The organism is Sphingopyxis sp. GW821-FHT10B01 (assembly GCF_059415685.1).
Map to the genome: position 1 here is coordinate 749,921 of NZ_JBWKNS010000002.1, position 12,578 is coordinate 762,498.

12 protein-coding genes and 1 tRNA gene are annotated in these 12,578 nt (G+C 64.2%); 4 read left to right on the plus strand and 9 right to left on the minus strand.

Annotated elements, in window-relative coordinates; genetic code table 11:
* Positions 1-20: 20 nt before the first annotated feature.
* The 4 genes from ribA to AC07NV_RS08105 form a co-directional block, all read right to left on the minus strand.
* Positions 21-1,076, minus strand: a complete 1,056-nt coding sequence (ribA, locus tag AC07NV_RS08090) for a GTP cyclohydrolase II (RefSeq protein ID WP_495165805.1) — start codon at positions 1,074-1,076, stop codon at positions 21-23.
* Complete coding sequence (locus tag AC07NV_RS08095) at positions 1,073-1,867, minus strand: exodeoxyribonuclease III (RefSeq protein WP_495165806.1); 795 nt, start codon at positions 1,865-1,867, stop codon at positions 1,073-1,075. The genes ribA and AC07NV_RS08095 overlap by 4 nt, the downstream gene beginning before the upstream one ends.
* A 357-nt stretch (positions 1,868-2,224) precedes the next feature.
* Positions 2,225-2,869 carry a LolA family protein gene (locus AC07NV_RS08100; protein WP_495165807.1) on the minus strand — a complete coding sequence of 215 codons (645 nt, stop codon included), beginning with the start codon at positions 2,867-2,869 and terminating at the stop codon, positions 2,225-2,227.
* Between the two features lie 123 nt (positions 2,870-2,992).
* Positions 2,993-5,308, minus strand: a complete 2,316-nt coding sequence (locus AC07NV_RS08105; RefSeq protein WP_495165808.1) for an FtsK/SpoIIIE family DNA translocase — start codon at positions 5,306-5,308, stop codon at positions 2,993-2,995.
* A 191-nt stretch (positions 5,309-5,499) separates the two neighbouring features.
* Here AC07NV_RS08105 and AC07NV_RS08110 point away from each other — a divergent pair, with 191 nt between their 5' ends.
* Both AC07NV_RS08110 and AC07NV_RS08115 read left to right on the plus strand, forming a co-directional pair.
* Positions 5,500-6,741, plus strand: a complete 1,242-nt coding sequence (locus AC07NV_RS08110; protein ID WP_495165809.1) for an FAD-dependent monooxygenase — start codon at positions 5,500-5,502, stop codon at positions 6,739-6,741.
* A gap of 94 nt (positions 6,742-6,835) precedes the next feature.
* Entirely contained in the window at positions 6,836-7,000 is a 165-nt protein-coding gene (locus AC07NV_RS08115) for a hypothetical protein (RefSeq protein WP_495165810.1), read from the plus strand.
* Positions 7,001-7,006: 6 nt separating this feature from the next.
* Here the strand turns inward: AC07NV_RS08115 and AC07NV_RS08120 are convergent, their stop codons facing one another.
* Positions 7,007-7,657 (minus strand): LON peptidase substrate-binding domain-containing protein, encoded by a 651-nt coding sequence (locus AC07NV_RS08120; protein ID WP_495165811.1) that lies wholly within the window; start codon positions 7,655-7,657, stop codon positions 7,007-7,009.
* The gene (locus AC07NV_RS08125) at positions 7,657-8,568 is read right to left on the minus strand and encodes a tetratricopeptide repeat protein (protein WP_495165812.1); all 912 of its coding nucleotides are present in this window, start codon (positions 8,566-8,568) and stop codon (positions 7,657-7,659) included. The genes AC07NV_RS08120 and AC07NV_RS08125 overlap by 1 nt, the downstream gene beginning before the upstream one ends.
* A gap of 191 nt (positions 8,569-8,759) precedes the next feature.
* Here AC07NV_RS08125 and AC07NV_RS08130 point away from each other — a divergent pair.
* Positions 8,760-8,834, plus strand: a tRNA-Gly gene (locus tag AC07NV_RS08130).
* 145 nt (positions 8,835-8,979) lie between these two features.
* Here AC07NV_RS08130 and AC07NV_RS08135 read toward each other — a convergent pair.
* Entirely contained in the window at positions 8,980-9,798 is an 819-nt protein-coding gene (locus tag AC07NV_RS08135; RefSeq protein WP_495165813.1) for a TorF family putative porin, read from the minus strand.
* A gap of 145 nt (positions 9,799-9,943) precedes the next feature.
* The gene (locus tag AC07NV_RS08140) at positions 9,944-10,243 is read right to left on the minus strand and encodes a hypothetical protein (RefSeq protein WP_495165814.1); all 300 of its coding nucleotides are present in this window, start codon (positions 10,241-10,243) and stop codon (positions 9,944-9,946) included.
* Positions 10,244-10,466: 223 nt separating this feature from the next.
* Between AC07NV_RS08140 and AC07NV_RS08145 the strand changes: the two genes are divergently transcribed.
* Positions 10,467-12,368 (plus strand): potassium transporter Kup, encoded by a 1,902-nt coding sequence (locus AC07NV_RS08145; protein WP_495165815.1) that lies wholly within the window; start codon positions 10,467-10,469, stop codon positions 12,366-12,368.
* Between the two features lie 4 nt (positions 12,369-12,372).
* Here the strand turns inward: AC07NV_RS08145 and AC07NV_RS08150 are convergent, their stop codons facing one another.
* The gene (locus tag AC07NV_RS08150) at positions 12,373-12,528 is read right to left on the minus strand and encodes a hypothetical protein (protein ID WP_495165816.1); all 156 of its coding nucleotides are present in this window, start codon (positions 12,526-12,528) and stop codon (positions 12,373-12,375) included.
* Positions 12,529-12,578: the final 50 nt, after the last annotated feature.

A 12,578-nucleotide genomic window follows, 5' to 3' on the forward strand; every position in this document is an offset into this window, starting at 1 on the left:
TCGTCCGGCGCCTTTTTCGTTCAGAGCTGGTGCCCGGTCCGGTCGCGCTTGGTCGCGAGATATTGCTCGTTATATTTGTTTGTCGGCAGCGCGAGAGGCAAGCGTTCGACCACTTCGACGCCTTCCTTCTCAAGCCGCGCGACCTTTTCGGGATTGTTGGTCATCAACCGGATGCGCGGGATATGGAGGAGTTCGAGCATTCGCCCGGCGATCGCAAAATCGCGCGCCTCGACCGGGAAGCCGAGCCGCAGATTGGCGTCGACTGTGTCATAGCCCTGATCCTGCAGGGCATAGGCGCGCAGTTTGTTGACGAGACCGATGCCGCGCCCTTCTTGCCTCAGATAGAGCAGCACGCCCCATGGCGCGTCGGCCATCGCGTGAAGCGCGGCGTGGAGCTGCGGTCCGCAATCGCATTTCAGGCTGCCGAGCACGTCGCCGGTCAGGCACTCGCTGTGGAGGCGGACGACGGGCGGGTTGGCGTCGCGCTTGCCGATGACGAGCGCGACATGATCCGATGCTTCCTCGGGCGAGCGAAAGGCGACGATTTCGGCGGTCTCGCTTGCTTCGACAGGAAGGCGCGCGCGGGCCGCGATCTGGAGCCGCGTGGGGTCGAGCAGCGCCGCGACATCATCGACAGTGCATGTGGTTTCGGCATCGCCGGAGGCTTCGCGCACGAAAAATGCGGGGAGCAGCCCCGCATGGCGCGCGATCGTCATCGCGGCAACGGCGGCGGTCTCTCCGCCAGTAGCGATGGTGCGAAACGGCCCCTTGAGCGGGTTTGCGAGATCGAGCGCCGGATCGGCGATCGCGAGGGCGGCCGTGACCGTATCGGCGGCGCCGGCCAGCCGGGCCGGGCCCGGCGTTGCGGCGACGCGCTGGTTGGTAAGTTTGAGCGTCACCGCGCGTTCGCCCGAAAGCAGCACATCGCGGCTGGCGAATTCGGCGAGCGCGTCGTCGCGCGCACTTTCAACGGCGAGCAGGTCGAGCGTGCCGTCCTTTCCCGCAACGCGGAACGGCCAGCCGCGCCGCAGCGCGTCTATCGCGCGCGCCGCCTGCCGGGCGCCGGTATTGCTCAAAAATCGAACTCGGTGATGAGCGGAATATGATCCGACGGGCGTTCCCAGCTACGCGCCGGCTGGACGATGCGGTGCGACACTGCCTTGGACACCAGATCGGGGGTCACCCACATATGGTCGAGGCGGCGGCCGCGGTTCGAGGCCTCCCAGTCTTTCGCGCGATAGCTCCACCAGGTGTAGAGCCGGGTCGGCGCCGGGACGAAGTGGCGCCCGAGATCGACCCAGTTCGATGCCGCCTGTAGCCGCGCGAGGGTTTCAACTTCCAAAGGCGTGTGGCTGACCACGTCGAGAAGCGCCTTGTGGTTCCAGACGTCGCTTTCGAGCGGCGCGACGTTGAAGTCGCCGGTCAGCACTGTCGGCATGCCCGCCAGCGTGGCCGACCATTCGGTCATGCGGCTGAAGAAATCGAGCTTTTGCCCGAACTTCGGGTTCAGCTCGCGGTCGGGAATGTCGCCGCCGGCTGGAATATAGACATTGTCGAGCCGCACACCCGACGGCAGCGTCACGCCGACATGCCGCGCTTCGCCATTTGCCTGCCAGTCATATTTGCGCACGTCGGTCAGCGGCACCTTGCTGACGATCGCAACGCCATGGTGCATGCGCTGTCCATGGGTGACGATATGTTCATACCCGAGCCGCTTGAACATGTCGGGCGGAAACAGCCCGCATTCGACCTTCGTCTCCTGCAGGCAGAGGACGTCGGGGGCTTCTTCGCGCAGGAATTTTTCGACGATACCGATACGGGCGCGGACGCTGTTGATATTCCACGAAGCGATGCTGGTGCGAGTCATGCGGTGGCTCTATCGGCGTGCGCCGGAACCGTCCAGCCACCTAAGCTGCGAGACCGGGGCGCCGGATAAATTAAACCCCCGTTCCAGGGGCGGTGGAACGGGGGTTCAAGGTCAGCGTTCGTCACGCTCTTGAATGAAGGCACCTGGCAGTCCGGGTGGGGCAACAGGGGGAAACCCAAATCCGGGGGCCGTGTTGGCGCCTTCGAGAGATGAAATAGCGGGTCTTCCCTGTCGCCAAGCTGAACGAAAATACACGCTCCCACGCCGTTTTTGCAGTTCGTCGACCCGTCATGTCGTTTGGACGGAAAAACGGCGCCGATCCCGACCGGGAACGGCGCCACTCATAGGGTCGGGAGCTTAGCGTCCGCGTTTGTTCGGACGCGGGTCGGTCCATTTGAAGGCTGAATCGGCAATCGCGACGTTGAATTTCTGATTGGTGAGGTCGATTCGTGTGCGGTTGTTCTGCGAATCGAGCGCGACCCAACCGCGCAGCCGCAGCCCCGCCGGCGCCGACCCGTCGCGGACGAACACCATGGTGATCGTGCCATATTCGGGGCGCTTCGGATCCTTGACCTCGACGCTCAACACATCGTCGCTGCCCGTCGGCACGACCTTGGCATATTTCGTCAGATCGCGGTCGGGATCGAGCAGGGCGCCGAGCGGCGAATTCTTCACCGGCCAGCGCTGCACCTGCCGAACTTCATAATCGATCATGGTCAGCGAGCTGCCGTCGCCGACGATCAGCAGCGGGATACCCTTTTGATACTGGAACCGGATCTTGCCCGGGCGCTTCAATGTCAGCTTCCCGTTCAGCCGCTGACCGTTGCGGTCGGTCTGGACAAAATCAGCGGTCATCGAGCTTGTCGACTTCAGATGCGACTGCACTGACGATAGCGTGCTCGCCGATTGAGCGATCGCCGGCGCGGCGATCGCGAGGCCTGCGGCCGCGACGGGCGCGAGCGTCCAGGCGGCGAGGCGGGTCAGGGAATAGTTCAGGGTCATCTGGCTCTCATTCTGCGATTGTTCGTCGATACGGGGGGCGGGTTTCCTTGCAGGCGGGTATTGAACCCGCCGTGAACCCCGCTGCCGGACGCTGTTCAAGTCGTGAAGGCGGTGATGGTTCCCTTATCGCTGCTGGCCATATTGATCGGTCAGCACGTCACGGCGGCCAACATGGTTGGGCGGGCTGACCAGCCCCTCATCCTCCATCCGCTCGATCAGGCGCGCCGCGCTATTATAGCCGATGCGGAGCTGGCGCTGGAGCCAGCTGGTCGACGCCTTCTGGCTTTCGACGACGATCTGGCACGCCTTGGCATACATGCGGTCCTCGGCGCTGTCGCCGCCCGCGGGGGCGCCCTCCATCGCGAAACCGCCGTCCTCGGGGTCCTCGGTGACGCTTTCGATATAGTCGGGGCGGCCCTGGCCTTTCCAATGGTCGGCAACCGCGCGGACTTCGTCGTCCGATACGAAGGGGCCGTGGATACGGGTGATCTGCTTGCCGCCGGGGACATAGAGCATGTCGCCCTTGCCGAGCAGCTGCTCGGCGCCCGCTTCGCCCAGAATCGTGCGGCTGTCGATCTTTGACGTCACGTTGAAGCTGATACGCGTCGGCAGGTTCGCCTTGATGACGCCGGTGATGACGTCGACCGACGGGCGCTGGGTCGCGAGGATCAGGTGGATGCCCGCCGCGCGCGCCTTTTGCGCCAGCCGCTGGATCAGGAATTCGACCTCCTTGCCCGCGGTCATCATCAGATCGGCGAGCTCGTCGACGACCACGACAATCTGCGGCAGCGGCGCGTAATCGAGCGCCTCTTCCTCATAGATCGGCTGGCCGGTGTCGGGATCATAGCCTGTCTGGACGCGGCGGCCGAGCGACTTGCCCTTGGAGAGCGCGCCGCGAACCTTGTCATTATAGCTCGCGAGGTTGCGGACCGACAGCGAGGACATCATCCGGTAGCGGTCTTCCATCTGCTCGACGGCCCATTTCAAGGCGCGAATCGCCTTCTTGGGTTCGGTCACCACGGGAGCGAGCAGGTGCGGAATATCGTCATAGACGCTGAGCTCGAGCATCTTGGGATCGATCATGATCATCTTCACCTGGTCGGGTCCGAGGCGATAGAGAAGCGAGAGGATCATCGCGTTGAGGCCGACCGACTTACCCGATCCTGTCGTACCCGCGATGAGCAGATGTGGCATGGGGGCGAGGTCGGCGATCATCGGATCGCCGCTGATATTCTTGCCAAGGATGATCGGAAGCGCACCGGTCTGATCCTGAAACAATGCGCTGCCGATAATCTCATGCAATACCACCGACTCGCGGTTCGCGTTGGGCAGCTCGATCCCGATCACCGTGCGCCCGGGGATCGGTGCGATACGCGCCGAGAGCGCCGACATGTTGCGCGCGATGTCGTCGGCGAGGTTCGATACACGGCTCGCTTTCGTTCCCGGCGCGGGTTCGAGTTCGTACATAGTGACGACGGGGCCGGGGCGGACCGCGGTCACGACGCCCTTGACCTGAAAATCCTCGAGCACCGATTCGAGCAGGCGGGCATTGCGCTCCAGCCCGGCCTTGTCGATCTGACCGGTCGGTCCCGGCGGGGGCGGCGACAACAGGTCGATCGACGGGAGCTGATAGTTGGTGAACAGCTCGGTCTGCGGTTTGGCCTTGGGTTTCGAGGGCGCGGTACGCTGCGCGGGATCGGCGATCTCGGGCGGCGCGCGGTCGCTCGGCTCGGCGATCGCCCGCGGGCGGACGGCGCGGTCTGCCGGGGTCGGCGCCACGCTATCGTCGCTTGCCACCCGCGCCGGCTCGACAACGCGGCTGACGCCTTCCGCCGCCGGCAGTTTGAAGCGCGAGGCCCACCCCTTTTCGAGCCGCAACGCACGCCATGCAAGCCAAAGGCCAAGCCCGACAAGCAGCAGGATCGTCGCAAAGCGGATCAGCGCGGCGGCGGGCTCGCCCGCCTGCGCGAACAGGGGTGCGATCGCGCCGCCGATCAGCAGCGCGAGAATCCCGCCCCAGCCCGCAGGCATCGGGGCGTTCGTTGCCGGCGACCAGAGTTCGGCGCCGAGGCCGACAAGCAGGATGCCGATGAAACTGTATGCGAGCTGGCGCGGCCAATAGGGCTGTGCTTCGCCGGTCCACAGCCGCCACGCAATGATGCCGAGCAGCGGCAGCAGCAGCGCGATGGCCACGCCGCCGATCGACAGGCCAAGGTCGGCAAACCACGCGCCCGCGCCGCCCATCCAGTTGGCGGCGGTGCCGTGTGCGGCCGTGTTGAGCGCCGCGTCGGTGCTGTCATAGGTGACGAGCGCGAGCGTCAGGAATAGCGTGAACAGTCCGAGCGCCACCGCCGCCGCGATCACGAGCGATCGCGCGATGCTTTGGCGGAAAACGGTGCGCCAATCGGCCTTTGCGGGTGGGGCCTTGCGGCTAGCCATGCTCTTTTCGGGTCCCTGTCAGTTAACCACGGCGATATGCGCATGGGGCGGACTCGCCGTCAAGCAGGCGGCCGCAGCTCCCCACAGCCTTTCCAACCGCCCTGCCGCACGAGAGCCTGTTTCCGCCCAGCGGGCCTCCGGGGACGATCACAATGCTTCCCTCCGGGGGAAACAGGCTTTAGGGCAAAGCCATGAGCGAAATGCTGCGCAGCGATGTCCTGATTTCGGGTGGCGGCCTTGTCGGCCAGGCGCTCGCCCTTGCCCTTGCCCACCACGGCCTGTCGGTCCAGATCGTCGACCCAGCCGACCCGGTGGCGACGATTGCGCCCGGGTTCGATGGCCGCGCCTCGGCGATCGCCAGCGCGACATGGCAGATGTTCGAGGTGCTGGGTATCGCGCGGCGCCTTGCCGGCCATGGCTGCCCGATCCGCGCCATTAAGGTGGGCGACGGTGCCCCCGACAGCGGCCACGGCGGCGAACTCGATTTTGTCACCGCCGAGGGTGATCCCCCGCTCGGCACGATGATCGAAAACCGCCAGCTCCGCCTCGCCCTCGCCGCAGGGCTTGCCGATGCGCCGCTCGTCCGGCTGCTGATGCCGGCACAGGTCGTGTCGCGCGACGTGGATGCGCATGGCGTCACGCTGACGCTTGCCGACGGTACGCGGCTTCATGCGCCGTTGCTCGTCGTCGCCGAAGGCCGCCGCTCGCCGACCCGCGATGCCGCCGGGTTCAGCATCGCGAACTGGTCGTACCATCATCATGCGATGATCGGTGCGGTCGCGCACGAAAAGCCGCACGGCCATGTCGCGCATGAAATTTTTTATCCGTCGGGCCCCTTCGCGCTGCTGCCGCTTGTCGACGACGCGCAGGGGCGGCACCGCTCGGCGTTCGTGTGGACGGTCGCCGAAAAGGACGGCCCGGGTTTTGCCAAGCTCGGTGAACGCGGTTTCATCGCCGAATTGCAAAAGCGCGCCGGCGGCGTGCTTGGTGCGATGGAGCTGGTCGCCCCGCGGATGACCTATCCGCTCGGTTTTCACCACAGCGCCTCGATCGTCGCCGACCGGATCGCGCTTGTCGGCGACGCCGCGCACGGCATTCACCCGATCGCGGGGCAGGGGCTCAATCTGGGCCTGCGCGATGTCGCGGCGCTCACAGAAGTGCTCGTCGAGGGCGCGCGGCTCGGGCTCGATCTGGGCGATGCGGCGTTGCTCGCGCGCTATCAGCGCTGGCGCGGGCTCGACAATATGATGGTCAGCCTCGCGACCGACGGGCTGACCCGCCTGTTCGGCATCCCGGGACGCACCGCCGCTGCCGTACGCCGAACCGGGCTTGGCGCGGTGCAGCGGCTGCCTTTGCTCAAGCGTTTCTTCATGGACGAGGCGCGCGGCGAGGCGGGCGACCTGCCGCGCTTGCTCGCGGGCGCCGAAATCTAGGCATTACTACTTAAGCGCGCGGCAGGCCGGCGCTAAGCATGATTTCCTATCCTTGTCGGCGCGGCAATGATGCCGCGGACGATGGGGCAACAGCATGTCGGCAAAAAGCGATGCGCTCGAACAGGCGGTAACAGATTATTTCCAGGCGTGGACCGCGCTCGAAGCCTTGCCGGGAACGCGTCGCCGAACGTCTGGTGAGCGAGTGGGCCGCGCGCTCGCCGACATGACCCGCCACGCGGCATTGCGTAAACCGTATTGACCCGAACTACTGCAACGTCACGCGTCCGTCGTCGCCGTCGAAGCGGCCGAAGAATTGCATCAACTGGACAACCAGTTCGGCGCGGGCGTCGATCGGGCTCGCTTCGAGCAAGGCCTGCTTTGCCGCGGCGTCGAACGGTGCGACCTGTGCGATGCCGTTGACGAGGGTGGCGTCGTCGAGCTGTCCGACCGACTCCCAGTCGACGACATAGCCCTGCCGCGCCGCAAAGCGCTTTGCCTCGCGCTCCAGACTCGCGCGCTCGATGCTTGCCAGCACCGCGTCGTCTTCGGGTTCGATTTCGATTTCGGCCTCGACCTGCCGGAACGGCGTCGTGACGTCGAGTTCGCGGCGCACGCGAAAGCGCGCAACGCCTTCGAGGACAAGATTGAAACGGCCTTCCTCGAGCGCTTCGACATCGACGATGCGTCCCACGCAGCCGACGTCATAGAGCGCGGGCGGCTCGCGATCTTCCTGGCCGGGAATCTGGCGCGGCTGGATCATCCCGATCTGCCGGTCGCGCGCCAGCATCTCCTGCACCATCGCCGAATAGCGCGGCTCGAAGATATGCAGCGGCAAATGCAGCCCGGGAAACAGCACCGCGCCGGTCAGCGGAAAAATCGCGATCCGCTGGATAGTCAGAGGCGCGGTTTCGGCCATCAGCCGAACAGGATCAGCGACAGGCGGCGGCGCTGCGCGGCGACCCACGGATCTTCGAGACCGACGGCTTCGAACAGCGACAAGAGCTTTGCGCGTGCGGCATCCTCGTTCCATTCGCGATCGGCTGCAACAATGTGCAGCAGATTGTCGGCGGCGGCATCGCGCTGACCCGCACCGATCTGCGCGCCGGCGAGATCGAATCGCGCCTGATGGTCGTCGGGATTCGCCGCGACCGCCGCCTCGAAGGCGGCGAGTTCGCTGGCATCGGGCGCATCGGCGGCCAGCGTCAGCGCGCTTTTCGCCTGGACGATGGCCGGGTCTTCAGCGATTTCGGCCGGCACGATATCGAGTGCAGCCTGCGCGCCATCGATATCGCCCGCCAGCAGGAGGGCGCGGACTAGCCCGCCATGCGCTGCCGCATTGTCGGGCGCCATTTCGAGGATCTGGGCAAAGATGCTCGCGGCGCGCGCGCCGTCGCCCTCGGCAAGGACATTGTCACCCATTTCGATCAGCGGTGCGATCTCGACCGCGCGCGCGGTCGCTTCGCTTTCGATTGGCAATTGGGCGAGCAGCTGGTCGAGAATCGTCTTGAGCTGGCTTTCGGTGCGCGCGTTGGTCAGGTTGGCGACCGGTTGACCCTGAAAAATCGCATAGACGGTCGGGATCGACTGGACCTGAAACTGACCGGCGATGAAGCGATTCGCATCGACGTCGACTTTCACCAGCACGACGCCCTTGTCGGCATAATCCGCGGCGACCTTTTCGAGGACCGGGCCGAGTTGTTTGCACGGGCCGCACCATTCGGCCCAGAAATCGAGGATGACGAGGTTGGTCATCGACGGCTCGACGACGTCGCGGCGGAAGGCTTCGACGGCTTCCTTTTCGGTGGGGTTCAGACCGAGCGTGGCCACGCAATGTGCTCCTGTTTTGATTTGGTGTCGCCTCCGCGCCAGCGGAAATGACTCTTTCCCCGCTTATGTGGGATTTGCGGGCGAGATGCCAACCCTTCGGAGAAAATGCACAATCAGGGGTTGCCGAGTCAAAAAGCCGGTGCTAATCGCCCGCCTCACCCGCTGGAACCGACCAGTTTCCAGCCGCCAGAGCGGGCGTAGCTCAGGGGTAGAGCACAACCTTGCCAAGGTTGGGGTCGAGGGTTCGAATCCCTTCGCCCGCTCCAGTATCTTGAAAAATACACGGAAAACTGTGACCGCTGTATGGGCGGTGGTCACGCGCGCGCGACGAATTCGCTTCCGGGAAACCAACGGCCGAGCGGTTGCGGTGCCGGATCCGGACAGCGGGAGGCTGCCCGGATCGATCGGCTGTCAGAAGGAAGCCGTGACGCTCGCGACCACCGCCGCATCGGCGATGGAGCCAGCGCCATCGAGTCCTTTGCTGAAATTGGGTTGAAGGGGCGCCGCGTCGGACCGGCTGATGTCCGTATCGACGTAGGAAAGATTGAGCGTCAGGTTGCGCCAGGTCGCGTCGACGCCCAGCGACCAGTCCCAATAGCGGCCGGTTGGCGCGACGCTCGTGCCGTTGGGGCCGAGGCCGGGATTGCCATCCGAATATCCGACATGCATTTTGGCCGTCAGCGGCGTCCCCGCGATCGCGAAGGCACCATCGCCCCAGAGATAGAGATTGTCCTCGTTCTGGCCGCGGCTGTCTGGCGCATTCGACACATTTGCGAGAGCATGTTGCTTGGGCGCATAGGCAAGGCCGGCGGTCAGCGTGGCGGCGCCCGTGGTACCGGTGAGTTTGACATAGGGCTCGGCGAAATCCGATTCGTCGGCGCCGCCCGGATACATATACCAGACGAGGCCGACATCGAGCGTCGCATTGTCGGCAATCGACGCCTTGTATCCACCAATCAGGTCGAGTTCCATATTGGCGCCGCCGAACGTGCCCCAGCCCGAGAGATTGGATGCCCATGCACCGGCGTAAAGGCCGCTCTCATGCGTGACCGTGAGGCCGCCCTGGATCGCCATTTCCTTGTCGGATTGCGAGACCCCGCGGAAGCGATAGTCCGATGCGACCGTCGCCGAGCCCGTGACGGTAACCGCCTGCTTTTCGTCTTCTTGAGCCAGAGCGGCAACGGGCGATAGTCCTGCCGCAAGCGCGACGGCCGAGATGATGCTTTTCATATTGTCCTCTTGAAAATGCCCCGGCCGGACATGGCGGAGGCTCGCGAGGACGCCCAACTAGGACAGCGCGGCATTGGAAATCGAGAGCGGCGAAGGCCAGATCGCATAGTGTTTTTGCTATGCGCTGCGACAGGTTGATTGGTTGCTAGTCGCGATCGAGGAACAGCGGGGCTTCAAAGTCGGGCGAAGGCAAACGCCTCCAGCGCTCGGAAACCTCGACGGTTTCCCAGAGGCCGGGGCCGACGAACAGCAGTGCGCTTCCGGCGCTCCCGCAAAGGAAGACGATCGCCGCCAGCAGCATCATGAACGAGGTTGCATCACGGGGCGAAGTGGTCAGCGCCAACTGATGAAGCCGGATGGCGACCGACCACCCCAGAACCAGTAGTGCGAGGCCGCCGGCGCGCAGGCCCAGATTGGCCGCAAGCGTTTCATGCCATTTCTTCATGTCAGACCTCCACGAGGAGGTCGTTCAACTACGCATGCGTGCGTAGGAAATCGAGATCGGGAAATACCGTCCGGCGTTGAGATTGCATATGATTGGGCGCGACATGGGCTTTCGCACGGCCAATCATATGCCATTCATATGAAGGTCACGGGTTTCCGACATGGAGATCCTATGCCGTTCCATGGCATTGCCGACGCCTTGATATGATGTGGGGCACTGGTTGATGAGCACGGGAAGCGAAGATACCGGATCGGCAAGCGCCGCGCATCGCAAGGCCCGGCTTCCGACGCTCGCGCTTGGCGCGCTCGGCGTGGTCTTCGGCGATATCGGCACTTCGCCGCTCTATGCGTTGAAGGAAAGCTTCGTCGGCCACCATCCGCTGACCGTCGACCCCGTCCATATCTATGGCGTGCTGTCGCTGATCTTCTGGACGATGATGCTGATCGTCACCGTCAAATATGTTTTCATCGTGATGCGCGCGGACAATGATGGCGAGGGCGGGAGCATGGCCCTGCTGGCGCTCATTTCCCGAACGATCGGAGAAACGCGCTGGACGCCTGCAATCGCGATGCTGGGTGTTCTTGCAACCGCGCTCTTTTATGGCGATGCCATCATCACGCCCGCCATTTCGGTGCTGTCGGCGGTCGAAGGTCTGACGGTGGTGCAATCGTCGCTCGCGCGGTTCGTGCTGCCGATCGCAATCCTGATCCTGATCGCGCTCTTTCTGATCCAGCGTTTCGGGACCGAAAGGGTCGGCGCCCTCTTCGGCCCGGTCATGGCGATCTATTTCATCGTCCTTGCCGTGCTCGGCATCACCAATATCGCCGGGCATCCCGAGATACTCGGGATCGTCAACCCGCTCTGGGCGATGCGTTTTTTTTCTCTCGATCCGCAGTTGGCCTTTCTCGCGCTCGGATCTGTGGTCCTCGCCGTCACGGGCGCCGAGGCGCTCTATGCCGATATGGGGCACTTCGGGCGGAAGGCGATCAGCATCGCGTGGCTCTATGCGGCGCTGCCATGCCTCATGCTCAATTATATGGGGCAGGGTGCACTCCTGATCGACAATCCGGCGGCCGCGGCGAATCCCTTCTTTCTGATGGCGCCCGAATGGGCGCGGTTGCCGCTGGTGATCCTCGCAACACTCGCGACGATCATCGCGAGCCAGGCGGTGATTTCGGGCGCCTTCTCGGTGACGCGCCAAGCCGTCCAGCTCGGGTTCCTTCCGCGCTTGCGCATCCTTCACACCAGCGCCTCGACGGTCGGGCAGGTCTATGTGCCGTTCGTCAACTGGACGCTGCTGGTGCTCGTCATCGCGCTCGTTCTGGGCTTCCGCAACTCGGGCAACCTCGCTGCGGCCTATGGCATCGCCGTCACCGGGACCATGGTTCTCACCGCGTGCATGCTCGGAATATTGACCTTCAAGGTATGGCGCTGGCATCCCCTGCTTGCTGGCGGTGTCACGGGTCTGTTCCTCCTCATCGACGGGGCGTATTTTGCATCGAACGTGACAAAAATTCCCGACGGCGGCTGGTTTCCGCTCCTTGTGGCGGCGACGGCATTCATACTCCTCACCACCTGGTCGACGGGGCGCAAGATCATGCGCCACTATCTCCAGCTTGGCGCGATGGATCTCGACCTGTTCGTCAAATCCACCGCCACCTCGGTCAAGCGCGTTCCGGGAACGGCGATTTTCCTCTCCGCGTCGGTGGAGGGCGTGCCGCCTTCGCTTCTTCACAATGTGAAGCACAACAAGATATTGCACGAACGCGTGATCATATTGACGGTCGTCACCGAAGACGTGCCGCACCTCGCGCCAGATGAACGGATCGAGGCGACCGATTCCGGCGAGGGCTTCTATCGCGTGCGGCTCCGGCACGGCTTTATGGAAGATGTTGATATCCCTACCGCGATGAGCGGCTTCGATCGCGCCGGCGGGCCGATCGGGGGCCTCGATACCAGCTATTTCCTCAGCCGTCAGACGCTCATCGCCTCGAGCCGGCCGGGGATGGCGATCTGGCGTGAAAAGCTCTTCGCCTGGATGGTGCAAAATGCCGAAAGTCCGATGGAGTTCTTCAAGCTTCCGAGCAACCGCGTGGTCGAACTCGGATCGCAGGTCGAAATCTGACCGGTCAGCGCATCGTGTCGGCGATAAAGGCGACAAGCGCCACGGCACTGCACATGTAGATGGTCAACAGCAAGGGACCCTGCGCGCCGAGCCAGTCGACGACACGATCGCGCACTCCGGGATGCGCCGGAGGCAGCGGCTCGATTTTGTTGCGAATCATGACCGTGGATTTAGGCGATCCGGCCATTTGAATTCGAGAGCGGCACGCGG

Coding starts and splice junctions, on each gene's coding strand:
- AC07NV_RS08105 (WP_495165808.1), bottom strand. CDS start 5,308: ATGGCTAGCCGCAAGGCCCCACCCGCAAAGGCCGATTGGCGCACCGTT.
- AC07NV_RS08115 (WP_495165810.1), top strand. CDS start 6,836: ATGTCGGCAAAAAGCGATGCGCTCGAACAGGCGGTAACAGATTATTTC.
- AC07NV_RS08095 (WP_495165806.1), bottom strand. CDS start 1,867: ATGACTCGCACCAGCATCGCTTCGTGGAATATCAACAGCGTCCGCGCC.
- AC07NV_RS08140 (WP_495165814.1), bottom strand. CDS start 10,243: ATGAAGAAATGGCATGAAACGCTTGCGGCCAATCTGGGCCTGCGCGCC.
- AC07NV_RS08100 (WP_495165807.1), bottom strand. CDS start 2,869: ATGACCCTGAACTATTCCCTGACCCGCCTCGCCGCCTGGACGCTCGCG.
- AC07NV_RS08150 (WP_495165816.1), bottom strand. CDS start 12,528: ATGATTCGCAACAAAATCGAGCCGCTGCCTCCGGCGCATCCCGGAGTG.
- AC07NV_RS08110 (WP_495165809.1), top strand. CDS start 5,500: ATGAGCGAAATGCTGCGCAGCGATGTCCTGATTTCGGGTGGCGGCCTT.
- AC07NV_RS08120 (WP_495165811.1), bottom strand. CDS start 7,657: ATGGCCGAAACCGCGCCTCTGACTATCCAGCGGATCGCGATTTTTCCG.
- AC07NV_RS08145 (WP_495165815.1), top strand. CDS start 10,467: ATGAGCACGGGAAGCGAAGATACCGGATCGGCAAGCGCCGCGCATCGC.
- AC07NV_RS08135 (WP_495165813.1), bottom strand. CDS start 9,798: ATGAAAAGCATCATCTCGGCCGTCGCGCTTGCGGCAGGACTATCGCCC.